The organism is Duganella guangzhouensis, assembly GCF_009674535.1.
Classification (GTDB): Bacteria; Pseudomonadota; Gammaproteobacteria; order Burkholderiales; family Burkholderiaceae_D; genus Rugamonas; species Rugamonas guangzhouensis.
In genome coordinates, this window is the sequence record NZ_WKJK01000009.1 from 81,965 (window position 1) to 103,715 (window position 21,751).

General features: G+C 62.7%; 25 protein-coding genes. 11 read left to right on the forward strand and 14 right to left on the reverse strand.

Features of this window, described 5'->3' with window-relative positions; genetic code table 11:
- Window positions 1-115 precede the first annotated feature (115 nt).
- On the forward strand, window positions 116-1,879 hold the full coding sequence (locus GJ699_RS17970) for a tetratricopeptide repeat protein (RefSeq protein WP_154378744.1): 1,764 nt from the start codon (window positions 116-118) through the stop codon (window positions 1,877-1,879).
- Here the strand turns inward: GJ699_RS17970 and GJ699_RS17975 are convergent, their stop codons facing one another.
- Window positions 1,880-2,800 carry a class I SAM-dependent methyltransferase gene (locus tag GJ699_RS17975; protein WP_154378746.1) on the reverse strand — a complete coding sequence of 307 codons (921 nt, stop codon included), beginning with the start codon at window positions 2,798-2,800 and terminating at the stop codon, window positions 1,880-1,882. It abuts the gene before it with no gap.
- Between the two features lie 166 nt (window positions 2,801-2,966).
- Here GJ699_RS17975 and GJ699_RS17980 point away from each other — a divergent pair, with 166 nt between their 5' ends.
- Window positions 2,967-3,773: an alpha/beta fold hydrolase gene (locus tag GJ699_RS17980; RefSeq protein WP_154378748.1), complete on the forward strand. Its 807-nt coding sequence runs from the start codon at window positions 2,967-2,969 to the stop codon at window positions 3,771-3,773.
- Here the strand turns inward: GJ699_RS17980 and GJ699_RS17985 are convergent.
- Together GJ699_RS17985 and GJ699_RS17990 are read right to left on the reverse strand one after the other, a co-directional pair.
- A complete protein-coding gene (locus GJ699_RS17985) occupies window positions 3,770-4,432 on the reverse strand; it encodes an ankyrin repeat domain-containing protein (RefSeq protein ID WP_154378750.1) in 663 nt (220 codons plus the stop codon). The genes GJ699_RS17980 and GJ699_RS17985 overlap by 4 nt on opposite strands.
- Entirely contained in the window at window positions 4,429-5,208 is a 780-nt protein-coding gene (locus GJ699_RS17990) for a TatD family hydrolase (protein ID WP_154378752.1), read from the reverse strand. Before GJ699_RS17990 ends, GJ699_RS17985 begins: the two co-directional genes overlap by 4 nt.
- A 132-nt stretch (window positions 5,209-5,340) precedes the next feature.
- On the opposite strand from GJ699_RS17990, the gene GJ699_RS17995 reads away from it, so the two are divergent.
- Both GJ699_RS17995 and GJ699_RS18000 read left to right on the forward strand, forming a co-directional pair.
- Window positions 5,341-6,549, forward strand: a complete 1,209-nt coding sequence (locus GJ699_RS17995; RefSeq protein WP_154378754.1) for a cation:proton antiporter — start codon at window positions 5,341-5,343, stop codon at window positions 6,547-6,549.
- 16 nt (window positions 6,550-6,565) lie between these two features.
- Window positions 6,566-7,087, forward strand: a complete 522-nt coding sequence (locus GJ699_RS18000) for a DNA-binding protein (RefSeq protein WP_154378756.1) — start codon at window positions 6,566-6,568, stop codon at window positions 7,085-7,087.
- A 22-nt stretch (window positions 7,088-7,109) separates the two neighbouring features.
- Here the strand turns inward: GJ699_RS18000 and GJ699_RS18005 are convergent, their stop codons facing one another.
- A complete protein-coding gene (locus GJ699_RS18005) occupies window positions 7,110-7,586 on the reverse strand; it encodes a PIN domain-containing protein (RefSeq protein ID WP_154378758.1) in 477 nt (158 codons plus the stop codon).
- 11 nt (window positions 7,587-7,597) lie between these two features.
- On the opposite strand from GJ699_RS18005, the gene GJ699_RS18010 reads away from it, so the two are divergent.
- Complete coding sequence (locus GJ699_RS18010; RefSeq protein WP_154378760.1) at window positions 7,598-7,765, forward strand: hypothetical protein; 168 nt, start codon at window positions 7,598-7,600, stop codon at window positions 7,763-7,765.
- A 72-nt stretch (window positions 7,766-7,837) separates the two neighbouring features.
- On the opposite strand, the gene GJ699_RS18015 is transcribed toward GJ699_RS18010, so the two are convergent.
- From GJ699_RS18015 to mltG, 4 genes are read right to left on the reverse strand one after another with little or no spacing between them, the layout of a single operon-like run.
- Window positions 7,838-8,221, reverse strand: coding sequence for a PilZ domain-containing protein (locus GJ699_RS18015; protein WP_195763578.1), 384 nt, complete (start codon window positions 8,219-8,221; stop codon window positions 7,838-7,840).
- A 10-nt stretch (window positions 8,222-8,231) separates the two neighbouring features.
- Window positions 8,232-9,263, reverse strand: coding sequence for a DNA polymerase III subunit delta' (locus tag GJ699_RS18020; RefSeq protein ID WP_154378762.1), 1,032 nt, complete (start codon window positions 9,261-9,263; stop codon window positions 8,232-8,234).
- Between the two features lie 16 nt (window positions 9,264-9,279).
- Window positions 9,280-9,885 (reverse strand): dTMP kinase, encoded by a 606-nt coding sequence (tmk, locus tag GJ699_RS18025; protein WP_154378764.1) that lies wholly within the window; start codon window positions 9,883-9,885, stop codon window positions 9,280-9,282.
- Between the two features lie 7 nt (window positions 9,886-9,892).
- Window positions 9,893-10,882 carry an endolytic transglycosylase MltG gene (gene mltG / locus GJ699_RS18030; RefSeq protein WP_154378766.1) on the reverse strand — a complete coding sequence of 330 codons (990 nt, stop codon included), beginning with the start codon at window positions 10,880-10,882 and terminating at the stop codon, window positions 9,893-9,895.
- Window positions 10,883-11,038: 156 nt separating this feature from the next.
- Between mltG and ygfZ the strand changes: the two genes are divergently transcribed.
- The 4 genes from ygfZ (at window position 11,039) to GJ699_RS18050 (ending at window position 14,114) form a co-directional block, all read left to right on the forward strand.
- Complete coding sequence (gene ygfZ / locus GJ699_RS18035) at window positions 11,039-12,055, forward strand: CAF17-like 4Fe-4S cluster assembly/insertion protein YgfZ (RefSeq protein WP_154378768.1); 1,017 nt, start codon at window positions 11,039-11,041, stop codon at window positions 12,053-12,055.
- 1 nt (window position 12,056) lies between these two features.
- Complete coding sequence (locus GJ699_RS18040) at window positions 12,057-12,344, forward strand: DUF4936 family protein (RefSeq protein WP_154378770.1); 288 nt, start codon at window positions 12,057-12,059, stop codon at window positions 12,342-12,344.
- The gene (locus GJ699_RS18045) at window positions 12,335-13,078 is read left to right on the forward strand and encodes an NRDE family protein (protein WP_154378772.1); all 744 of its coding nucleotides are present in this window, start codon (window positions 12,335-12,337) and stop codon (window positions 13,076-13,078) included. The genes GJ699_RS18040 and GJ699_RS18045 overlap by 10 nt, the downstream gene beginning before the upstream one ends.
- Before the next feature lie 94 nt (window positions 13,079-13,172).
- Entirely contained in the window at window positions 13,173-14,114 is a 942-nt protein-coding gene (locus GJ699_RS18050; protein ID WP_154378774.1) for a hypothetical protein, read from the forward strand.
- Here GJ699_RS18050 and GJ699_RS18055 read toward each other — a convergent pair.
- Together GJ699_RS18055 and GJ699_RS18060 are read right to left on the reverse strand one after the other, a co-directional pair.
- Window positions 14,097-15,326: an ATP-grasp domain-containing protein gene (locus GJ699_RS18055; protein ID WP_154378776.1), complete on the reverse strand. Its 1,230-nt coding sequence runs from the start codon at window positions 15,324-15,326 to the stop codon at window positions 14,097-14,099. The genes GJ699_RS18050 and GJ699_RS18055 overlap by 18 nt on opposite strands.
- A complete protein-coding gene (locus GJ699_RS18060; protein ID WP_229262160.1) occupies window positions 15,323-16,783 on the reverse strand; it encodes a pyridoxal phosphate-dependent decarboxylase family protein in 1,461 nt (486 codons plus the stop codon). The genes GJ699_RS18055 and GJ699_RS18060 overlap by 4 nt, the downstream gene beginning before the upstream one ends.
- A 107-nt stretch (window positions 16,784-16,890) precedes the next feature.
- Between GJ699_RS18060 and GJ699_RS18065 the strand changes: the two genes are divergently transcribed.
- Window positions 16,891-17,268: a flagellar protein FlaG gene (locus GJ699_RS18065; protein WP_154378779.1), complete on the forward strand. Its 378-nt coding sequence runs from the start codon at window positions 16,891-16,893 to the stop codon at window positions 17,266-17,268.
- Window positions 17,269-17,277: 9 nt separating this feature from the next.
- Window positions 17,278-18,606: a hypothetical protein gene (locus GJ699_RS18070; protein ID WP_154378781.1), complete on the forward strand. Its 1,329-nt coding sequence runs from the start codon at window positions 17,278-17,280 to the stop codon at window positions 18,604-18,606.
- Here the strand turns inward: GJ699_RS18070 and GJ699_RS18075 are convergent.
- Genes GJ699_RS18075 through GJ699_RS18090 form a run of 4 tightly spaced genes read right to left on the reverse strand, consistent with a single transcriptional unit; the run spans window position 18,581 to window position 21,742 of the window.
- Window positions 18,581-19,009 carry a GNAT family N-acetyltransferase gene (locus tag GJ699_RS18075; protein ID WP_154378783.1) on the reverse strand — a complete coding sequence of 143 codons (429 nt, stop codon included), beginning with the start codon at window positions 19,007-19,009 and terminating at the stop codon, window positions 18,581-18,583. The genes GJ699_RS18070 and GJ699_RS18075 overlap by 26 nt on opposite strands.
- A 41-nt stretch (window positions 19,010-19,050) precedes the next feature.
- Entirely contained in the window at window positions 19,051-19,965 is a 915-nt protein-coding gene (locus tag GJ699_RS18080; RefSeq protein ID WP_154378785.1) for an SDR family oxidoreductase, read from the reverse strand.
- The gene (locus GJ699_RS18085; RefSeq protein ID WP_154378787.1) at window positions 19,962-20,966 is read right to left on the reverse strand and encodes an NADP-dependent oxidoreductase; all 1,005 of its coding nucleotides are present in this window, start codon (window positions 20,964-20,966) and stop codon (window positions 19,962-19,964) included. Before GJ699_RS18085 ends, GJ699_RS18080 begins: the two co-directional genes overlap by 4 nt.
- Window positions 20,963-21,742, reverse strand: a complete 780-nt coding sequence (locus GJ699_RS18090; RefSeq protein ID WP_154378789.1) for an SDR family oxidoreductase — start codon at window positions 21,740-21,742, stop codon at window positions 20,963-20,965. The genes GJ699_RS18085 and GJ699_RS18090 overlap by 4 nt, the downstream gene beginning before the upstream one ends.
- Window positions 21,743-21,751 lie beyond the last annotated feature (9 nt).

A 21,751-nucleotide genomic window follows, 5' to 3' on the forward strand; every position in this document is an offset into this window, starting at 1 on the left:
AAATAATTGTCTATAATGTCACTCTAATAGAGTAGCGGGCCGCCGGCAATCATCGTGCGACCAACTGCGGATAACGGCGATCAATCGCGACATTTTGGGGACAAACGGGAGCATTATGATGAAACCGTGGTATATCGCGCTGCTGCTTGGCAGCGCCAGTCTGGCCGTGCAGGCCCAGCAGCAAGCACCGGCGCCAGCGTCGGCCAGCGTGGTGGTGGCCGGCCAACGCAACGCTTCCGAATGGTTCCGGGTCGAAAGCCAGCACTTCATCGTCTATTCGGACACCAGCAACGACGACGTCGCGCTGCTGCTGAACCAGCTGGAAAAGCTGGACCACATGCTGCGCATCTACACCCAGCCCTATCTGAAGACCACCGGCACCGAGCCCAAGCTGACCTTTTACTACCACGGCCGCGCGACCGACCTGAACGCGCTGGCGGTCAGCCAGCCGCCCTACGCCATCGGCCTGTACAACAGCTGCAGCGCCGGCGTGCAGGGTTTCGGCGTCCACCTGGCCAAGCTGGAGCGGCTGACCAATGCCGACCTGCCCAAGGCGCTGCCGAATGAAAGCCTGGCCTATCTGTTTGAAGCGTACACCCGCCACTTCATCTACCGTTACACCGATATCCGCTCGCCGACCTCGTTCATTGACGGCATGGCGCAGTACTTCGCCAGCGTGCGCTTCTCGGATGCGCAGATGCTGCTGGGCCGCATGCCGATCAATATCGCGCGCTATTACACCTTCCTCGACAAAGGCCGGATGTACAGCCTGGACTACACCGACGTGCTGCAGCAGAACGACAACCGCACCAGCGGCTACGGTTCCAAGGCTGGCGTCAAGCTGGAATTCGCCGCCCGCTCCTGGCTGCTGACGCATTACATATTGTCCAGCGAAGAAAACCGCAAACACCTGCCCGGCTATCTGGCGGCGGTGTATCGCGGCGAGCCGATCCCGCAGGCGTTTGAACAAACCTGGGGCATCAAAGTGGCCGACCTCGGCACCACCTTGTGGCGCTACCGCCGCCAAGCGGTCAAAGTGATGCAGGTGGATGTGCCGGACCTGCCGGCGGCGGTGATGGAGTTCAAGAGCCTGCCGCAATCGTCGGGCGAATTCGTGCTGGCCGAGGCGGCGCTGAAATCCTGCCCGGCGCGCAAGGCTGGCGAAGGACTGCTGCGCCAGCTGCGCGAGTCGGCCGCCCGCTATCCCGCCAACGAATACGCGCAACGCACGCTGAGCCGGGCACAGATCGACTGGGGCAATCCGCAGGATGCGCTGCCCTATCTGGCCAAAGCCACGCAACAGCCGGACGCAGAAGCGTTTTACCTGCTGGGACTGGCAAACCTGAAGCTGTCAAAGCTGGACGCCGCGCGCGCCGCGCTGAACCGTTCGCTGGCCTTGCAACCGTCATCGGCGGAAGCCGCCTACGCGCTGCACCTGACCGGCCTGCAAAGCGGTGCCGTGCCGGACGACGCCACCTTGCAGGCGGCCGTCACCGCCTGGGACAACGGTCATGAAGTGAATACGCTGGCGCGCTCGGCGGCACTGGCTTATGCCTACGTTGGCGACGCGGCACACGCCCGCAACGCCCTGAAGCTGATGGCGCATAACATCCGCGAACCAGATTTGCAGACCTGGGCTCAGACCTGGCTGGACAAACTGGCCAAGGGCGGCGTCACGCAGGATGAAGTGCTGGCCGAGATGCGCATCCTGCCGGCGGCCGATCAGGCCTTCCGCGAATGGACCATCGCCAACGCCGATGTGATGAAAGAAGTGGAATACAACGCCGGCTTGCAGGATGCGCGCGGCCATCTGGACCAGCTGAGCATCAACCCATCCAGTCCGGACAAAGCGCTGCAAAGCACCTACGGTAACCGCTGATCAGGCGAAGGCCGGCGCGCGGTAAGGTTGCAGCACGGCCTCGTACAGCACTTCGGCGCGCAGCGAGGCTTGCAGCGACGCGATCGAGCCGCCGGCGCGGTACTGGAAGCTGACTTGCAGCACATCGCCCTCGCGCGCCTGCACCGGCGTCGCGAGCGGCACCGTCATGTACGGATTCAGCCAGTCGATGGTGGTCGAGCGGTCTTGCACCACCGCCAGGATATTCTTGGTGACGAAGCGCATCGCGTTCACCTCGCCGTTGCGATCCACCACGAACTTGCCCTGCCACGCATAAATCAGCTCATTCGGCTGGTTGAAATCGATGATGCTGTACACCGACGGGCTGGCCAGCTCCACCGTGCCGGGATAAATCCCGGCGGTGTCCTGGAACTGCACGATCGGCGCATGGAAGCCCTCGAAATCGTACTCCTGCTGCAGCGGCTGCACCGCCATGATGACGGCTTCCGGCAGGAATATCGGCAGCGGACCGTCGAACCGTTCGGCGTAACGGCGCTTGAACGATTCAATCACCTCCACCTGCTTCTCGCGCAGCATGCCGACGTGGATCATTTCGCAGATCACCACATCGACCGGCTCCGGCGGCAGGTATTCGAAAGCATCGGCATGGATCACCTCCACTTTTTCGCCGTTGGGATTCAGCGCCAAAAACCTGCGCGCTTCCTGCACCATGTCCGGATTGAACTCGATGCAGTAGACCTTGGACGCCTTGGCCGCCGCAAACCACGACAGCACGCCGGTGCCACCGCCCAGCTCCAGCACCTTGGCGCCCGGCTTGACCGCGTAATCGATCGCCGACTTGAACCCGTGCATGCGGTTCTGATCCATCAGCATATTGTGATGGTATTGCAGCGGGATGAACTGCCCCAGGTAGCAGCTTTCAATTTCGCGTTCGTTCAGCATGGTGATCCTTGATGAGTATCCTGGACCAGATTATGTTCAGGATTGCCCTCACACCATGCCGCGAACTACGCGACAAAACCCCGCCAATTCCCACGCTGCCACTGGCTGAGTTAGTCAATCGACATGTATACGACTATACTAGGGCGATCAACCTGCCGAGGGCCACATGTCAGTTCAGCACCGCAACAACGTTCATTGCCATGGCGACGGCCCGGCCACCATCGTGTTCGTGCACGGCTACGGCTGCGACCAGCAGATGTGGCGCTTCATCTACCCGTCGTTTGCCACGCGCTACCGGGTGGTGTTGATGGATCTGGTGGGCTGCGGCGGCTCCGACCTCAGCGCCTACGACCGCGACAAGTACAGCACGCTGCACGGCCATGCCGAAGATCTGCTGGATGTGATCGACTTGTATGCGAAGGCGCCGGCGGTGTTTGTCGGCCACTCGGTGAGCGCGATGATCGGCATGCTGGCGACCATCATCGCGCCGGAAAAATTCCGCGCCCAGATCATGGTCGGGCCATCGGCCAGCTACATCAACGATGGCGATTATGTCGGCGGCTTCAATCCGGAAGACATCGACGGCCTGCTGAAACTGATGGAAATCGATTACGACGCCTGGGTCAAGCGCATGGCGCCGGCCATCATGGGGGCGCCGCACCCGCAACTGGCCAAGGAATTGCTGACCCGCTTCGAGCGCAACGACCAGGACATCACACGCCACTTCGCGCGCGTCACCTTCACCGCCGACCACCGCGCCGACGTGCCGAAATCGACGGTGCCGGCCCTGATCCTGCAATGCAGCGACGACATGATCGCCCCGCGCGAGGTCGGCGACTATCTGCACCAGCACATGGCCAACAGCCGGCTGGAAGTCATCACCAACATCGGCCACTGCCCGCACATGAGCTCACCGTCAGCCAGTGCGGATATCATCAATGAGTATTTGGCCCAACTGGGCGCTACCGCTTAACGCTTTGCTTTGTTGGCCAGGAAGGTATTGATGGTCTTGGCGATCCACGGCTTGTCGGCCTTGAGGGCGAATTCAGCGGCGGTGAGGTGGAAGCCGCCGTCTTTCAGGGTGGCGTCGGCGCCTTCCTTCAACAGCAGTGCGACCACATCTTCCTGGCCTTCGCGGGCGGCGATCATCAACGGCGTCATGCCGGATGGCGATTCGGCGTCGATGTAGGCGTGCTTGTCCAGCAGCAGCGCGGTCAGCTCGACGCTGCCGGCTGCGGCGGCGTAATGTAATGCAGTCCAGCCCTTTTGGTTGACCTGCGCGCCGTGCTTCAACAGCTCCAGCACCGCCGGCTTGTTCTGGCGGAAGGCCGCCATCATCAGCGCGGTATTGCCGTTGGGCGCCTTGGCTTCGAGGTCGATGCCCGGCGTGTTCATCAGCAGACGGCCGACATTCAGCGCTTCGTAGCGCATGGCGACGATCAGGCCGGTCTCGCCATTGGCATCGCGCGCATTCGGATTGACGCCGCGCGCCAATGCCTTCTTCACGCGCTCTACGCCATCCAGCTGAGCGGCGCGGAAGAAATCGACTTCATCATCGCTTTGCTCGGCCGCCATCGCCGGCAAGGCCAGCGCGGCGCCCAGCGCCCACAGCATCAGACGGCGCCGCATCATGCCGCCACGTTGAACAGTTTGCGGAAATTGGCCGTGGTCTGGGCCGCCACTTCCTCCACCGTCACGCCCTTCAGCTTGGCCAGATATTCGGCCACGTGCGCCACAAAGCCCGGCTCGTTCATTTTGCCGCGGAACGGCACCGGCGCCAGATACGGCGAATCGGTTTCGATCAGGATGCGCTCCAGCGGCAGCTCCAGCGCCACCGCCTGCAATTCCTTGGCGCTCTTGAAGGTCACAATGCCGGAGAAGGAAATGTAAAAGCCCATCTCGATCGCCGCCTTGGCCACTTCCAGCGACTCGGTAAAGCAATGCATCACACCAGCCACGCCGCCAGCCTCGGTGCCGGCGCCCTCTTCGCGCATGATGCGGATGGTGTCCTCGCTGGCGCTGCGGGTATGAATAATCAGCGGCTTGCGGGTGATGCGCGATGCCTTGATATGAGTGCGGAAGCGCTCGCGCTGCCATTCCAGATCACCTTCCAGGCGGTAGTAATCCAGCCCGGTCTCGCCGATGGCGATGATTTTCGGATCGTCGGCCAGCTGTACCAGCTGTTCAACGGTCGGCTCAGGCGTGTCTTCATAGTCCGGATGCACGCCAACAGAGGCGTAGATGTGCGGATACTGGTGAGCCAGCGCCAGCACTTGCGGGAAATCCGGCAGATCCACCGACACGCACAGCGCATGGGTGACCTGGTTGTCGGCCATTTTGGCCAGGATTTCGGGCATGCGAGCAGCCAGCTCGGGGAAATTGATGTGGCAGTGAGAGTCGATATACATGCCGCGATTGTAACCCACCGGCGTTTGTGGAAGCGATGCCACGCTCGCGAAGAAAACGCTTTCAGTTTTAACATTGCAAAGATATCATCCATTCAGCGTTATGTAATTACATTACAAAAATCAAGGAGACCTATGAGTACCACCGAAATTTTCCTGCTAGCGATGCTGCTGATTTTCGTTGCTCCCTATCTGGTATGGCGTCTCGGCCGCACCGATTACTTCGCGCCGCTGGTGGTCGTCCAGATCATCATGGGCATCGTGCTCGGCCCAGGCGTGATGGGCGCGCTATTCCCCGACTATCACAAATTCGTCTTCAATCCGGACGTGACCAAGACCCTGAACGGCATTTCGCAATGGGGCGTGATGCTGTTCGTCATGCTGGCCGGCGTTGAGCTGGACCTGAAAAAGGTCTGGCAATATCGCCGCGAAAGCGTCACCACCGCCGGCCTGTCGCTGGGCATCCCACTGGCGTTCGGCTGCGGCGCCGCGCTGCTGCTGATGCAATACCAGGGCTGGATCGGTGCCAAGGCCGCCAACTGGCAATTCATGCTGGGCACCGGCATGGCCTGCGCCGTCACCGCACTGCCGGTGCTGGTGCTGTTGCTGGAAAAACTCGACATCCTGCGCCAGCCGATGGGCCAGCGCATCCTGCGTTACGCCAGCCTGGACGACGTCGCCATCTGGGGCGTACTGGCGCTGATCATGCTGGACTGGGAACGCGTCGGCCGCCAGGCTGGCTTCCTGCTGGCGTTTGCCGTGCTGACCGTGGTATTCCGCCGCCTGATGGCGCGTCTGGGACAGAGCGACCGCTGGTACGTGGCCCTGATTTGGCTGATCGCCTGCTCGTTCGGCGCCGACTGGGCCGGCCTGCACTTCATGGTCGGCGCCTTCCTGGCCGGCGTGGTGATGGATAGCGACTGGTTCGGCCAGGAGAATCTGGACCGTCTGTTCAGCGCCGTGCTGCTGGTGTTGATGCCGGTATTCTTCCTCAGCACCGGCCTGCGCACCAAATGGGATCTGGGTGGTTACTCGGTGTTCTTCGTGGCGGGCCTGCTGCTGTTGGCCTCGGTGGGCGGCAAGCTGGCTGGCGCTCATATCGCCGGCAAGGTGCTGAAATGGAAGGATGGCGAAGCCTCCATCATCGGCTGGCTGCTGCAGTCCAAAGGATTGATTGAAATCGTGTTTGCCAACATCCTGCTGGACAAGCAAATCATCACCAACGAGACCTTCACCGCGCTGTTGCTGATGGCGGCCGGCAGCACCATGTTGACGATTCCAGTCGTGCACCCTAAACTGAACCGGGCACAAAACCGTGGGCTGGTGAGTCAAGCCAGCTCCTGACATCTGAAGAGGCAATATGGCGCGTAGCGGATTAACCAAGTCACAGGTCAAGGCAAGCCGGGACCAATTACTGGCAGAGGGGCGCTACCCCTCGGTGGACGCGGTCCGCCACGCGCTGGGTGACACCGGCTCCAAGTCCACTATCCACAAATACCTGAAAGAGCTGAGCGCGGAAGATGGCCAGTCCGGCATCACCCGCGAGCAGACTGCGAATAGCCTGCAAGCCATGGTCGAGCAACTGGCTGACCGACTGCACAGCGATGCCGAACAACGCATGGAACTGGCATTGCAGGAAAAAGACGCGGAACTGGCGGCGCTGCGCCGTCAAGTCGCGCAATTGCAGGCGCGCTTGGATCTGCTGGAAGTCGATGGCGACAACGCGCACGACCAGGGATTCGGCAACTTCAGCAACCTGTTCGCCAGCTCGCGCAGCGGCCAGCGCGACGACACCCCATTCAACATCATCCTCGCCGGCGGCCGCAGCATGACCATCGACTTCGACAGCCCGCAGATCCGCCTCAACAGCGCGTTCAGTTAAGCAGTTGCCGTCCCGTCCGGGGCTATTTCAAGCGTTTGAACTTGCTGCCTGTTCTAGGCTTAACGGGTGTGTCGCCAGGCGGATCGACGTTCACAACCATAGTTGTCGATATTGTCTCCAGTTCATAGGGAACGCGAACATTCCGACCTCTGAAGTCCTTCGTATTGCGGGTGATGATCGTGAGATTTTTCACATCGGCGGTCGCTTGAATGATAGCGTCGGGCAGAGCGATCCTGGGGCCATGGCGGCGGCGCTCAGAGACTATGCTTGCGGCTTTCCGCATGATCTCGGCATCGATCTCGATAATCTCAAACCCGAAATCGGCCATAAACTCATCGAAACGCGGCACATCCATCACGTCGGCGCCGCCATACAACTCCATCCAAGTGATAGCGCTGATTGCCGGATTATCCCAGTGGGCCAGCTCGTTCAGCGCTTCCTTGTAGCCCTTGCTCCAGTCGATGAGAATGTTGGTATCGAATAGGACTAAGCCTGCCATTCAGACCTCAATTGGCGCTGGTATTCAAGGCCATCCGCTGGGATGTCAAGCCGATCTACCCAGATCCCCGCAACCTTCTGCAAGGCAGCCATACGGCGCGCGCGGCGTGCCTCTATCGTATCTTCAACAGCAGGCTTGTCGTTCCCAGTCGTATCGAGAACGTGATGATCTTCGAGTGAGTGCTTAAGCGTCGCCATTACACACCTCCCTTGATTGATATTGCAAGTTTAGCGCAATCAGCCAGGCATGGTTTACAGCGTATGCGTAGCGCGCGACGAGCGTAGTGCGGCGCCGAGGATGTCTTCGATGCGCGAGCGGGCGCGTTGGCCGCTCTCGTCGTCCGGGAAATGCACGCCGATGCCTTGCGCCTTGTTGTTATTGGCACCCGGTGGGGTGATCCAGGCGACCTTGCCGGCGATCGGGTATTTGTTGGGGTCGTCCATCAGCGCCAGGATCAGGTAGATCTCGTCGCCGATTTTGTACGGTTTCTGGGTCGGCACAAACATGCCGCCGTTTTTGAGGAAAGGCATGTAGGCGGCGTACAGCGCCGCCTTTTCCTTGATGGCCAGCGAAAGCACCGTCGGCCGTGGCGTCATCGGCACGGTGTTCGGATCGAGTGGGCTGGCAGCGGACATTCCTTACCTTTCAGGCGCAGCAGTTGGCGTAGTCAAGCAGCATCTCTTCCAAAAACAGCTTGGGCGACAAGGGGTGATCGGCCGTCGCCCGCCGTTCGTTGGCGCCCTTGATCGCGGCCAGCAAGCGGCTGACATGGACCTTGTCCGCCAGTCCGGCCAGCTCTTTCTGGTAACGAGGATAATACCGGATGTTACCCGCGAGTTTGTACGAAAACACGTCGTAAAGCCAGCGCTGCAACCAGGACACCGGGCCGCTGAGTGGTACTTTCTGCAACTTGTCCGCCACCTTGAGCGCGCCTTCGACGCTCGGATGGGCCAGCAACTGCAGCAGCGTTTCCAGCTCCTCGCGACTGCCGGCCTCGGCCTGCGCCATCGCCGCCAGCGGCGCGCCGCCCTGCTCGCGCAGCCAGCTGTCGGCGTCCGGCGCGCCTTGCGCCTTCAGCCAGGCCAGCGCCTCGGCGTGACTCGGCATCGGCAAGGCGAACTTGCGGCAGCGCGACAGGATGGTCGGCAGCAGCCGGTCAAGGCTGTTGGAGGCGAGCAGGAACACGGTGCCCGGCGGCGGCTCTTCCAGCGTCTTCAGCAAGGCGTTGGAGGCCGGCATGTTCAGCGCTTCAGCCGGGTACAGCACCACCACGCGCAAGCCCTGGCGGTGGGTCGAAATATTCATGAAATCCGCCAGCGAGCGGATCTGTTCGATCTTGATTCCCTTGGACGGAGTCTTGGTCTTGGCGGCCTTCTTGGCCTCGCCATCGCCCTCCTCGCCATCGGCGGCCGGCTCGTCCTCCATGGACTCGGGCCGTACCCGGCGGTAATCCGGGTGGTTCTGCTGCGAGAACCAGCCGCAGGACGCGCATTGGCCGCAGGCGTGGCCGTCCGGCAGCACCGCCTCGCACAGCAAGCCTTGGGCGAAACGCTCGATGAAGTCGGATTTGCCGATCCCGGCGGCGCCATGGAACAGGATCGCATGCGGCATGCGCTGACGCAGCGTTTGCAGCTGCTGCCAGGCCGATTCCTGCCACGGATAGATGGAATTACTCATTATTCAGCATTCTATGTCAAAAGCAGGCGTCGAGGATGGCGGCGATTTGCTGCTGAATCTCGGCGATGCTTTGCGTCGAATCAATGACACGGAAGCGCTGCGGGAACTGGGCGGCGCGGCGCAAATATTCGTTACGCGTTGCGAAAAAGAAGTCAGCCTTTTCCTGCTCGAACTTGTCTAGCTCGCGGGTGGCATCCAGCCGCGCGCGCGCCACTTCCAGCGGCACGTCGAACAGCAGCGTCAGGTCCGGCTGCAACTCCGGATGCACCCACTGCTCCAGCACCTCCAGTTTGGCCAGGCTGGTGCCGCGGCCGCCACCCTGATAGGCGAAGGTGGAATCGGTAAAACGGTCGGAGATAACCCAGGCGCCGCGCGCCAGCGCTGGCTGAATCACCTGGGCGATGTGCTCACGGCGGCTGGCAAACACCAGCAGCGCCTCGGTTTCCAGATGCATTTTTTCGTGCAGCACGATCTGGCGCAACTGTTCGCCCAGCGGCGTGCCGCCCGGTTCGCGCGAGCTGACCAGCTCGACGCCGCGCGCCTTGATGTAGTCGCTGACGAAGGCGATGTGCGTGGACTTGCCGGCGCCATCAATGCCTTCGAAGGTGATGAATTTACCCATTTAATTCTTATCGTTGATACTGGTTGACTGCCCGATTGTGATCGTTCAGGTTGTCGGAAAACTGGCTGGTGCCATTGCCGCGCGAGACGAAGTACAGCGCGGCGGTCTTGGCCGGCGACAGCGCCGCCGTCAGCGATTGCAGGCCCGGCAGTGCAATCGGCGTTGGCGGCAAGCCGGTCCGCGTATAGGTATTGTAAGGGGTGTCGGTTTCCAGATCCTTCTTGCGGATCTTGCCGTCGTACTTGCTGCCCATGCCGTAGATCACGGTCGGATCGGTTTGCAGCAGCATGCCCAGCTTGAGGCGGTTGACGAACACGCCGGCGATCATGCCGCGCTCGGACTTCTGGCCGGTTTCCTTTTCGACGATGGAAGCCATGGTCAGCGCCTCGTATGGCGTGCGGTACGGCAGCGCCGGATCGCGCTTATCCCAGGCTTCGGCCAGGCGGGTCACCATCATCGCATACGCCTGCTTGTAGATCTGCAAATCGCTGGCGCCCTTGGCGAACAGATAGGTATCCGGGAAGAACAGCCCTTCGGCTTGCTTGTAGTCGGACGCGATGGCGCTCAGCACTTCGGTGTCGGACAGCGCCACGGTGTCATGCTTGAGCCCCTTGTGGGCGGCGATCGCGGCCCGCATCTGGCGGAAGGTCCAGCCTTCGATGATGGTCAGCTGCTCCTGCGCGAACTCGCCGCGCGCCAGTTGGTCGATCAGGCGCAGTGGGGTCGAGCCTGGCTTCAGCTCGTAGGAGCCAGCCTTCAGCTTGCTGCTCTTGCCGGTCGCGCGCGCCAGCAGGTTGAACAGCAAAGGCTGAATCGGCACGCCGGCCTCGGCAATCTGCTGGCCAGCCGCATGGGCGCCGCTGCCGGGCGTGATGGTGAATTCGATGGCTTCGGCCTCATCCGGAATAATCGGCTGCTTGGACCAGTATATGAAATAAGCGCCGCCCAGCAGGGCCAGCAACACAAACAGACCAATTATTTTTTTGATAAAAGCCATTATTAAAGCCGAATTGTTGGGTCAAGTCGCACAGCTTGCCAGTTCCCGGCCCGCTTCGCCAGTGCCGCGTTTTGTGCGGCACCTGACGCGATCTGCGCGACATCACTATAATGAGCCCGTAATGATAATGCTTCCAACGTCAAATAACGAAAAATTATGTCTTCCTGGAATGAACTTTTAGCGCAGCGCACGGCGCCGCTGACCACCGCCCAGCTGGCGGCCGGCTTTGTCGCCCCAATCAACGACCTCGGCCTGATCGCCCTGGACGGCGAGGAATCCGCCACTTTCCTGCACTCCCAGCTGACCAACGATGTCGAGCACCTGAGCCTGGGCGAAGCGCGCCTGGCCGGTTACTGCTCGCCCAAGGGCCGTCTGCTGGCCTCGTTCCTGATGTGGCGCAGCGCCTCGACTATCTTCCTGCAATTGGCGCGCGACATTCAGGCGCCGGTGCAAAAGCGGCTGTCGATGTTCGTGCTGCGCGCCAAGACCAAGCTCAGTGACGCCAGCGAGTTGCCAGCCAACGCGGTGGTGCTGGGCCTGGGCGGCGCCAAGGCCGACGCCGTGCTGCAAACCTGGTTCGACACACTGCCAGCCAAGCCGTTCACCAAGATCGACCACGCGCTGGGCACGCTGATCCGCGTCGCCGATGCGTTTGGCGCAGCTCGCTATCAATGGCTGACGTCGGCCGAGACCGCGCAGACGGTGACGGCGGCGCTGGTCGATGCACTGGCCGTCGGCAGCAACGATGCCTGGCATCTGTCCGAAATCCACGCCGGCGTGCCGCAGATTGCCAAGGCCACGCAAGAGCAGTTCGTGCCGCAGATGATCAACTTCGAGCTGCTGGGCGCCGTCAACTTCAAGAAAGGCTGCTACCCGGGCCAGGAAATCGTCGCCCGCAGCCAGTATTTGGGCAAGCTGAAGCGCCGCGCCACGCTGGTCACCATTCCCGACCTGAGCGCGGTGGCTGGCGCCGAAGTGTTTGCCACCGCCGATCCGGAACAGCCTTGCGGCATGATCGTCAACGCCGCGCCGAATGGCAACGGCGGCGTCGACGCGCTGGTGGAGATGAAGCTGGCCGCCATCGAGTCCGGCTCGGTGCGTCTGGGCTCGGCCCAAGGCACGGCGCTGACCTTCCTCGACATGCCTTACGTGCTGGAACCGCTCGACCTCTAGCATGGATCTGTATATTTACTACAAGGTGAAGGACGCCGACGTAACGTCGCTGCAACCGGCCGTGGCCGCCATGCAGGCGGCGCTGGCGCAGCAGCATGGCGTGCAAGGCCAGCTCAAGCGCCGCCCGGGCAGCAAGGACGGCTTGCAGACGTGGATGGAAGTCTATCCCGCCACGCCAGCTGGTTTTGGCACGGCGTTGGACAGCGCGGTGACCCAGTCCGGCCTGCTGGCGTGGATAGCCGGCCTGCGCCATACCGAACAGTTCACGGACGTGCCGCCATGTGCCTGATCGTCTTTGCCTGGCAAGTCGTGCCGGCGGTGCCGCTGATCGCCGCCGCCAACCGCGACGAATACTACCAGCGCGCCACCGCGCCGGCCGGCCCGTGGCCCGAACATCCGCAGATCTACGCCGGCCGCGACCTGCAAGCCGGCGGCAGCTGGATGGGCATCACCCAGCCCGGCGCCGATGGTGGACCGTCGCGTTTTGCCGCCATCACCAACATCCGCGCGCCGTCCGAGCACAAGGACGATGCGCCGTCGCGCGGCCAGCTGGTGGCCAACTATCTGGCCGGCAGCATGACGCCGCAGGAATATGTGGAGCAAATCCGCGCCACCGCCGATGAATACAACGGCTTCAACCTGGTGCTAGGCGACCGCGACACCCTGATCTGGTACTCCAACAAAGGCGACAACGACCCGCGCAACGGCCAGCCGCTGGCACCCGGCGTGTACGGCCTGTCGAACGCGCTGCTGGACGCGCCATGGCCGAAAGTGCTGAAGACCAAAGCCCAGTTCGCCAGCCTGTTATGCCTGGGCGCGCCCGACGAAGCCTTCTTCGAAATGCTCTCCGACACCGCCCCCGCGCCTGACCTGCGCCTGCCCGAAACCGGCGTGCCGCTGGACCTGGAACGCGTGCTGTCCGCTGTCCGCATCGAAAGCCCCAGCTACGGCACCCGCACCTCCACCGTGGTCAAGCTATACGCCAACGCCCCCGCAGTCCTGCAGGAAATATTGATTCATTGAATCTTTACTTGAATTAACGCTGGTTAACACATGTAGCAAGCATTCGTGCATAAGATGGTTAATCTTGCCATTGGCAGCTTAACCAGCGATTTTCATGATTATTGCCAACGCAGACAGCACTTGGATCGACGTATTCGACAAGCCCATCAGTGAACGCCACGGCCCCGCGCCGAGCGAGGCGATTCGTCACATTTCACTGGTCAACGCCGGACGGGTGCAAGGCGGCACGGTGCCGGTCACGCCGGACGCCGCGCTGGTGGCGCTGGTGCGCGCGGCCATGGACAGCATGCCGCCAGCCGTCACGGCCCGGCTGCGCGACACTTTTCTCGGGGTGTATTTCGCCAACGGCCTCGGCTCGTCGGCCGTGACCGATATCGTGGTCTCGCCGCGCAGCGAATTCCTCGGTTTGATGGTGGTGATCGATGTCGAAGGTCTGGCCCACGACGGCGCCAACGCCTGGGCCAGCTGGCGCGAACGCTCGCCGTTCGACCACACTACCGCAATGGCATTGGAAATGCAGATCACCAACGATGATGATGATGGTCTGCTGCACGCCATCCAATTCCTGCTGCTGCACGAACTCGGCCATGCACTCAGCGCCGGCCGTTCCTTCCTGCCCGACTGGTGGAGCGGCCTGCCGGACCGCAGCAGCGCCAACGATTATTCCTTCCTGCCGATCTCATGGCAGATCGACGAGAAGCGCCGCATCGTGCCGCTGCCGGGCAACGATTTCCCGCTGCGCGCCAACGTCTCGCACTACGAGGGCGACACCCGACTGCCGGCCGGCTACATGACCGACATTTATCGCGCACTCAAACGCACCAGCTTTCCGACCCTGTATTCAGCCTCCAGCGTGCATGAAGACTTCGCCGAATCCTTCGCCTGCTACGTCCACATGCAACTGATGCACAAACCGATGTCGGTCTGCATCCGCCAGCACGGCGAACTGGTGCTGCACTGGCAGATGGACTGGCGTAGCGAGCGCTACGCCGCCAAGCGGGCTTTCTTCGAACGCCTGTTAGGCGTTGCGGCCTGACGCCTTCTGCAGCAAGGCGCGGAAGCCGTTGAACACCTTCTGCATCGCCGGTACCTTGTAGGGGAACATGTCTTCCGGGTCCATGGCGTGCACGATCATCGCATTGTCGGCCTCGAAAATCAGCAGATCGCCGTTCGGCATTTCGGCGCAATCGATGCCCAGATAAGGCAGGTTCATGCGTCGATCGATCGCGCCCAACGCGGCCTGGTGACGCACCGCGAAACCGTCGTCGAAGCGGGCCATTTCGGCCGCTTCCTCGGCGCGCTTGTCGGCGCTTTCGGTCATGCCGGCGTTCAGATAATGGATCATCCAGTTCTGCGAAATCGCGTAGTGGCAGATGTAGGGCTTGCCGTCGATCAGCGCCACACGGTATTTGCGGAACAGGCCATCGGCGCCGCGATAATCGACAAAGCGCGAAATATAGAATTGGCTGCCCTCCACCTCGCGCAGATATTTGCCCAGCTGGGCCGGCGTATCGACCTTCTCCAGATTGGTGCCCGCATGCGAACCCAGCGGACGCACGATGATCGGGAAGCCGCCATCGGTCAACAGCGTTTCAATCGGCAACTCGCCGGCCACCACCGAATTCAGCGCGCCACGGCCGGTGCGCACCGACAGCGGCATTTCCACGCCCGGCAGGCCGCGCAGCGCCGCACATACGCCATCGCGCGACAGCGTGCGGATGTGCTCGGGACGATTGATGACTGGCCGCGGCCAGTCGGCGGTGTACTCGGTCAGGCGCTCCAGCAGCGGCTGGTTGGCCTGCGATTCCGCCACCGCCACCAGCATCACGTCGTGGTCCGGCACTTCATCCGGAAAATCTTCGTCGGCGCGCAGGTACAGCAGCTCCAGCGTGACATCGCTGTTCTCGACCAGGAATTCGACCGGCGTGTTGGCCATCAGGTCGCCCGGCCCCATCAGCACCAACAGGGTCAGCCCCGGCTCGGGACGCTGCGCCGGAATGGTGTAATGCGGTTGCAGAATGATGGCCTCGGACTGCACCGCCAGCGCATCCTCGCGGTTGCCGGTCAGTTGCAGCACGGTGGAAAAATCCATGTAGGCGTGGGCGTCGTTGGGATACGCTTGCGCGCGTTGCAGCAGCGTCTCGCCCACCGGCGTCAGGTCTTCACCGGCGAACGCGCGGCGCATCAGCGGCGCCACGCCGATCAGCGGGGCATTGTGTTGGCCGATAAGGCTTGCATCAAAAGTCATGCGGACTCCGTGGTAAGTAAGTTCAGGCGCCGGGCGCCCAGATTCAGTACCGCATCCAACAGCGCGTCAATGTCCTGACGGCCGGTGCGGTGGTTGACGATGGCCACACGGATGGCCAGATGGCCGCGCACCGTGGTCACGGACGGCGCGGCAATGCCAGATTCCTGCAGGTCCGCCACCAGCGCGGCGTTGAAGGCATCAACATCGCCCTCGCTGCGATAACGGAAGCAGACGATATTCAAGGCGACCGGCGCCAGCAATTCCAGTTCCGGCTGCGCCTGCACGCGCTCGGACAGGTAGCGCGCCAGCACGCAGGTTTCGTTGATCACCTGGCCGATGCGCTCGGCGCCAAACACCTGGAAGGTGAACCAGGTCTTGAGCGCGCGAAAGCCGCGCGACAAGTCGGGACCGAAGTCGGTCGGCCACGGCGAATTGGCGGCCATGCCGCGCACGTCGCGACGCAGATAAGTGTCGCGGGTGGCGAAGGTGTCGAGGTGGGCCGTGCCATCGCGTACCAGAATGAAGCCGGCGTCGTACGGCACCTGGCCCCACTTATGGAAGTCACAGGCGATCGAATCGGCCAGCTCGATGCCATCCAGCAGCGGCTTCAGCTCCGGCGCCAGCATCGCCAGCGCGCCATAGGCGCCATCGACGTGGAACCACAGGCCGTTGCGCTCGGCGATCGCGGCCACTACCGGCAGCTCGTCGATGGCGCCAACGTCCACTGTGCCAACCGTCGCGGCCACGAAGAATGGCTGCAGACCGGCCTGGCGGTCGGCGGTGATGGCGGTTTCCAGCGCCATGGTATCCATCTGGAATTGCGCGTTCATCGGGATCTTGCGCAGGTTGGCGCTGCCAAGGCCGGCCAGATCCATGGCTTGAGCGATGCAGCCATGCGCGCCGGCCGACGCGTACGCCACCAGCTGGCGCTTGGGTGGAACGCCGTGGGTGCGCACCTCGCGCCCCAGCGCGCGGTAACGCGCCACCAGCACCGCGATCATATTGGCCATCGAACTACCGGTGAGGAACAGGCCGGTGGCGTCGGACGGGAACTCGAACAGATCGGCCATCCAGCGCACCAGTTGGCGTTCAACTTCGATCGGGATCTGGTCGCGGCCGCCGCAATTGGCGTTCAGCCCGGCGGCCAGCATCTCGGCCAGCATGCCGACCGGCGTGCCACCGCCCTGTACCCAGCCGAAGAAACCAGGGTGGATATTGCCGATCGTGTAGGGCAGGATGTTTTGCTTGAATTGCTGGTGCACGTCGGCCAGCGTACTGCCTTGCGCGGGCATCGGGCTGCGGAAAGCAGCGCGGGCCGTGTCCGGTATCGGCTGCCAAACCGGGCGCTGCCGTATGCCCTGCAGATAGTCGAACATATCATCCAGCATGCTATGACCCTGGGCGCGGAATTGCTGCCAATCTTCAGGATCCAGCGGGCCAGCGAAATTATTTTCCATTTTCTTTGACATTTGACTCAATTTTTTTTCAGACCTGCCGTTATTGCCAGTAGCGGGGTAATTTATCCAATGCCGTTATCCCACTAACTTGAAGGAAAACGATCATCATGGACCTGAGCAGCATTACTCGCCTGGATACACTTCCCGCAGCCTCCGCTTCGTCGGCTGCGGCATCCGTGCCTGCGTCCGTGAAAACTGTGGGCGCAGATAGCGCACAGTCTATTGTCGCCGCTAAAGAAGACAGCGGGGCCAAGACGCCTAGTAAAACTGAGTTAAAAAAGTCTGTTGATGAAATAAATCGTTTCCTGCAAAACAATAGTGAGGTAGAGTTCAGTATAGACGAAGCCAGCGGGTTGTCGGTAGTCAAGGTGATTGATACCGAGACCAACAATGTATTGCGCCAGCTACCGTCCGAACAGTCGCTTGAAATTGCCAAGAATCTTAACAGCACCCGGAAAGGCTTGCTCATCGATAGCAAGGTATAGCAATCCGACTTGATTCACCACCCCGCCGACCTCTGCCAGCTACCCTCCACTGCCGATTTGCTGGTCGCAGGCGGCGATGAGCGCCTCGCGCTCGACGCGGACTCAGGCCGCAACCGCTACGGCTGCCGGCCAACACCCGATCCGGGCCTGATTGCGCTGGGCTCCTCCACCGCTTCCAATATCTCCACTGCCGCCTATCAGGCTGCTGGTGCGTTGCGCACACGCTGCCTGCAAGCGTTGCGCAGCGCGCCTGAAATGACGGTTTACCGGGCCGCGCTGGCTGAGCTGCGGCGCCGTCTGCTGGCGTTCTGCGGTTGCGGCGTCGATGATAGTCCGATGGCCTTGCTGGCGCCGTCCGGCACGGATTTGTTCATGTTGGCCGCCAATCTGCGCCAGCCACAATGCACGGTGTTGATCGACCCGGCCGAAACCGGCAGCGGCGTGCCGCTGGCGCTGCTTGGTCCGCGTCAGGGCGCGGCGCATACGGTCGCGGTGCGGCGCGCGGATGGCAGTTTGCGCGATGCGCGGGAGGTGGATGCGGAATATGCCGCCATCGTCGACGCGGCGGCCGCGCGCGGGCAGCGGGTGCTGCTGGTGCTGACGGATGTCAGCAAGACGGGGCTGATTTCGCCTGGCATCGCTTCGGTGCTGGCCTTGAAGCGGCGCTGGGGCGCGCAGCTGGATGTGCTGGTGGATGCCTGCCAGTTCCGCATCGATGGGGCGACCGTGCGGGCTTATCTGGCGCAGGACTTCATGGTGGCGCTGACCGGCTCCAAGTTCATGGCCGGTCCCACCTTCAGCGGCGCCCTGCTACTGCCGCGCGCGATGGCCGCCAACGCGGTCGATGCCGTCACCAACAAGGCCAATTTCGGCATGCTGCTGCGCTGGGAAGCCGCGCTCACGGAGATGGAACGTTACGCCGCCGTGCCACCCGCTACCCGCACCGAATGCGCCAGGCGCTTCGAACACGCCGCCACCCACGCGCTTGGCACGGGCTCGACGCTGACATTTGAGCCGCTGCCGGTGCCCGCGCTCGACCGTTCCGCGCTGGGCGCGTCTTCGGGATGGGATTTGGTGCAGACCGTCTTTCCGTTCACGCTGCGCGCGCCGGGCGGCCGCTTGCTGGACGGCGCCGAAGCACGCCGCCTGTATCTGCTGTTGCAGCAGGCCACATCCGGCCGCAAACGCTTTCATTTAGGCCAACCGGTCGGCAACGCGCTGCGTCTGTGCTTGAGCGCGCCCATGATTGCCGACGTCCACGCCGGCCTGCGCGTCGACTACGCCGCCGACATCGCGGCGGCGCTGCAAAGCCTCAGCCTAAGTTTCGCTGCATGTTGATGTGCGCGATGCCGGCCTCGTAAAACTCCTCGCCCTCGATCGCAAAACCGTGACGCTGGTAAAACGGCGCCGCATGCGTCTGCGCGCTCAACGCCACCAACTTGTCGCCACGCGCGCGTGCCTGCGCCATCAGCGCCTGCAGCAACGCCGCGCCTACACCGCTACCGCGCGCCGACTTGCGCACCGCCATGCGGCCGATATGCCCGTCCGGCAGCAGGCGACCAGTGCCGATCGGCGTGCCATCTGCCTCGTAGGCCACGGCGTGCAGACAGAGCGCATCCATGTCATCCATCTCCAGTTCGGCCGGCACCTGCTGTTCCTCGACAAAGACTTCGGTGCGTATCAGCTTGGCGTCCGCCTGCAACGTGGCCCAATCGCCCAGCTTGATGGTGTGCTCGCTCATCGTAAAGATCCTGTGCAAAAGCTCGATTGTCGCACGTCAGCCTACCGCTTGGAAGCGGCCGCGATTTTGGCGCGCAAGGCATCGCGCAACTGCGGCGCCGCCGCGTACGGATCGGCCGGATTGGCGCCATCCACCATGTGCTCCAGTCGCTCGCGCACGCCGGCCAGCGCCTCCGGATGCGAGTAAATATAAAAGCGCCCTTCGGCGACCGCCTTGAAGGTGACCTCGGCCACTTCCTCCGCCGACACCTTGCCAGAAGTAACCGCCTTGTCGGTCATGGACTGCGCCGCCAGCTGGCTGGCGGTCGGTCCCGCCGTCATACGCACATCCTCGGGACGGTTGCGGTGCGACTGGCTGATCCCGGTTGGCACAAAATACGGACACAGCACCGAAGCGCCCAGCGGCGCCCCCACCAATTGCAAATCGTGATACAGCGTTTCGGTCAACGCCACCACCGCATGCTTGGAGACGTTGTAGACGCCCAGCGTCGGCGCATTCACCAGCCCCGCCATCGACGCCGTGTTGACGATGTGCCCCTCAAACTCCGGATCGCGCGCCGCCGTCTCCAGCATCAGCTTGGTAAAGATACGCACGCCATGAATCACTCCCCAGACGTTGACACCCATCACCCATTCCCAATCCGCCTCGGTGCTTTCCCAAATCAGGCCGCCCGAGCCAACACCGGCATTGTTGAACACCAGGTGCACCGCGCCAAACTCAGCCACCGCCGCATCGGCCAGCGCCTGCACTTGCTCGCTCTTGCGCACGTCGCATAACAGGCCGATGACGCTGGTGCCCTGCGCGCGTAATTCCTCGACCGCGCGCTCCAGTGCATCGGCCTGCACATCGGCCAGTACCAGCTTCATGCCTTCGCGCGCCGCCACGTTGGCGAATTGACGACCCAGACCACTTGCGCCGCCAGTAATGACGGCCACCTTGTTGCGGAATGTTTTCATATGAGCTTCACCAGTTGTTTACCAAAGTTGCGCCCCTGCAGCAGGCCCATGAACGCTTCCGGCGCGGCGGCCAGGCCGTCCGCCACCGATTCGCGGTATTTGATTTGACCATTGGCGACCAGCACGGCCAATTCCTGCAAGCCCTGCGGCCAGTACTCCATGTGTTCGGTGATAATGAAACCACGCAGCGTCAGCCGGTTAATCAGCAGCAGGCGCGCGTTTTTGATCGGCAGTTCGCCGCCGTTGAAGCCGGCGATCAGCCCGCACAGCGCTACCCGGGCGAAGGCGTTGGTGCGCGCCAGCGCCGCATCCAGACAGGCGCCGCCGACGTTTTCAAAGATGGCATCGACGCCGTCCGGCGTGGCTGCGGCCAGATCGGCTTCCAGATTGCCGGCCTTGTAATCGACGCAGGCGTCGAAGCCCAGCTCGCGCACCACGTAATCGCACTTCTCCTGACCGCCGGCGATGCCGACCACGCGGCAGCCGCGCAATCGCGCCAATTGGCCAACCACGCTGCCGACCGCGCCGCTGGCGGCGGAGACCACCACCGTTTCGCCGGCCGCCGCTTGCATGATCTGGTTGAAGCCATACCAGGCCGCCATGCCCGGCATGCCAACCACGCCAAGAAAGGCCGACAGCGGAATCCGCGTCGCATCCAGCTTGCGCAGCAGCACGCCGTCCGACACGCCCATCTCGGCCCAGCCCAGAACGCCGTTGACGTAATCGCCTACCTGGTAGAGCTCGTTGCGCGAGGCCAGCACTTGGCCGACCGTGCCGCCGATCATGGTCTGATCCAGCTGCTGCGACGAGGCGTAACTCTTGGCCGCGCTCATGCGGCCGCGCATGTACGGGTCCAGCGACAGATAGTGATTGCGGATCAGCACTTCGCCAGCGGCCAGTTGCGGCACCGGCACCGTCTCCAGCCGGAAGTTTTCCGGCGTGACCGGCCCGCGCGGACGCGAAGCCAGCACAATCCGCTGGTATGTTGCGGGAATACTCATACCGCCGAAACGCCTCCATCCACCGCCAGGATCTGGCCGGTGATGTGCTTGCCGGCGTCGGACGCGAACAGCACTGCGGCGCCTTTCAGGTCTTCGTCGTCGCCCAAGCGGTTCAGCGGCGCGTGCGCAGTCAACTGGTCGCCCATGGCGGATAGCAGGCCTTTGGTCATCTTGGACGGGAAGAAGCCCGGCGCCAAGGCGTTGACGGTGATGCCGAATCGGCCCCATTCACCAGCCAGCGTGCGGGTAAAGTTGACCAGCGCGCCTTTCGAGGTGTTGTAGGCGATGGTCTGCATGGTGCCCGGCGGATTGCCGGCCAGGCCGGCGATTGACGCGATATTGATAATGCGGCCGCTCTTGCGCGGGATCATCGAGCGCTTGCCGACCAGTTGCGACACCACGAAGATGCTGCGAATGTTCAGGTCCATCACCTTGTCCCAGGCGTCGACCGGATGGTCCTCGGCCGGCGCGCCCCAGCTGGCGCCGGCGTTGTTGATCAGGATGTCGATGTGGCCGAGATGGGCAATGGCGCCGTCAACCAGCGCGGCGGCCTGCTCGTCCTGCGACAGGTCGGCGGCGATGGCGTGCGCGCTGATGCCGTGCTGTGCCAGCAAGGCGACCGCTTCATCCAGATCGGCCTGCTTGCGGGCCGACACCACAATCTTGGCGCCCTGCTCGCCCAGCGCCAGCGCCATCTGCAGGCCCAGCCCGCGCGAGCCGCCGGTGACCAGCGCAGTACGGCCGGCCAGCGAAAACAGTTCTTGGGTAGTACGCATATTGTCTCC

What these genes read in the sequence shown, in the direction of transcription:
- GJ699_RS17975 (WP_154378746.1), bottom strand. Translation starts at nt 2,800, where the DNA reads ATGCTGAACGAACGCGAAATTGAAAGCTGCTACCTGGGGCAGTTCATC.
- GJ699_RS17990 (WP_154378752.1), bottom strand. Translation starts at nt 5,208, where the DNA reads ATGTATATCGACTCTCACTGCCACATCAATTTCCCCGAGCTGGCTGCT.
- GJ699_RS18020 (WP_154378762.1), bottom strand. Translation starts at nt 9,263, where the DNA reads ATGAGTAATTCCATCTATCCGTGGCAGGAATCGGCCTGGCAGCAGCTG.
- GJ699_RS18005 (WP_154378758.1), bottom strand. Translation starts at nt 7,586, where the DNA reads ATGGCAGGCTTAGTCCTATTCGATACCAACATTCTCATCGACTGGAGC.
- GJ699_RS17980 (WP_154378748.1), top strand. Translation starts at nt 2,967, where the DNA reads ATGTCAGTTCAGCACCGCAACAACGTTCATTGCCATGGCGACGGCCCG.
- GJ699_RS18090 (WP_154378789.1), bottom strand. Translation starts at nt 21,742, where the DNA reads ATGCGTACTACCCAAGAACTGTTTTCGCTGGCCGGCCGTACTGCGCTG.
- GJ699_RS18085 (WP_154378787.1), bottom strand. Translation starts at nt 20,966, where the DNA reads ATGAGTATTCCCGCAACATACCAGCGGATTGTGCTGGCTTCGCGTCCG.
- GJ699_RS18055 (WP_154378776.1), bottom strand. Translation starts at nt 15,326, where the DNA reads ATGACTTTTGATGCAAGCCTTATCGGCCAACACAATGCCCCGCTGATC.
- tmk (WP_154378764.1), bottom strand. Translation starts at nt 9,885, where the DNA reads ATGGGTAAATTCATCACCTTCGAAGGCATTGATGGCGCCGGCAAGTCC.
- GJ699_RS17995 (WP_154378754.1), top strand. Translation starts at nt 5,341, where the DNA reads ATGAGTACCACCGAAATTTTCCTGCTAGCGATGCTGCTGATTTTCGTT.
- GJ699_RS17970 (WP_154378744.1), top strand. Translation starts at nt 116, where the DNA reads ATGATGAAACCGTGGTATATCGCGCTGCTGCTTGGCAGCGCCAGTCTG.
- mltG (WP_154378766.1), bottom strand. Translation starts at nt 10,882, where the DNA reads ATGGCTTTTATCAAAAAAATAATTGGTCTGTTTGTGTTGCTGGCCCTG.
- ygfZ (WP_154378768.1), top strand. Translation starts at nt 11,039, where the DNA reads ATGTCTTCCTGGAATGAACTTTTAGCGCAGCGCACGGCGCCGCTGACC.
- GJ699_RS18065 (WP_154378779.1), top strand. Translation starts at nt 16,891, where the DNA reads ATGGACCTGAGCAGCATTACTCGCCTGGATACACTTCCCGCAGCCTCC.
- GJ699_RS18015 (WP_195763578.1), bottom strand. Translation starts at nt 8,221, where the DNA reads ATGTCCGCTGCCAGCCCACTCGATCCGAACACCGTGCCGATGACGCCA.
- GJ699_RS18080 (WP_154378785.1), bottom strand. Translation starts at nt 19,965, where the DNA reads ATGAAAACATTCCGCAACAAGGTGGCCGTCATTACTGGCGGCGCAAGT.
- GJ699_RS18045 (WP_154378772.1), top strand. Translation starts at nt 12,335, where the DNA reads ATGTGCCTGATCGTCTTTGCCTGGCAAGTCGTGCCGGCGGTGCCGCTG.
- GJ699_RS17985 (WP_154378750.1), bottom strand. Translation starts at nt 4,432, where the DNA reads ATGATGCGGCGCCGTCTGATGCTGTGGGCGCTGGGCGCCGCGCTGGCC.
- GJ699_RS18050 (WP_154378774.1), top strand. Translation starts at nt 13,173, where the DNA reads ATGATTATTGCCAACGCAGACAGCACTTGGATCGACGTATTCGACAAG.
- GJ699_RS18060 (WP_229262160.1), bottom strand. Translation starts at nt 16,783, where the DNA reads ATGGAAAATAATTTCGCTGGCCCGCTGGATCCTGAAGATTGGCAGCAA.
- GJ699_RS18075 (WP_154378783.1), bottom strand. Translation starts at nt 19,009, where the DNA reads ATGAGCGAGCACACCATCAAGCTGGGCGATTGGGCCACGTTGCAGGCG.
- GJ699_RS18040 (WP_154378770.1), top strand. Translation starts at nt 12,057, where the DNA reads ATGGATCTGTATATTTACTACAAGGTGAAGGACGCCGACGTAACGTCG.
- GJ699_RS18000 (WP_154378756.1), top strand. Translation starts at nt 6,566, where the DNA reads ATGGCGCGTAGCGGATTAACCAAGTCACAGGTCAAGGCAAGCCGGGAC.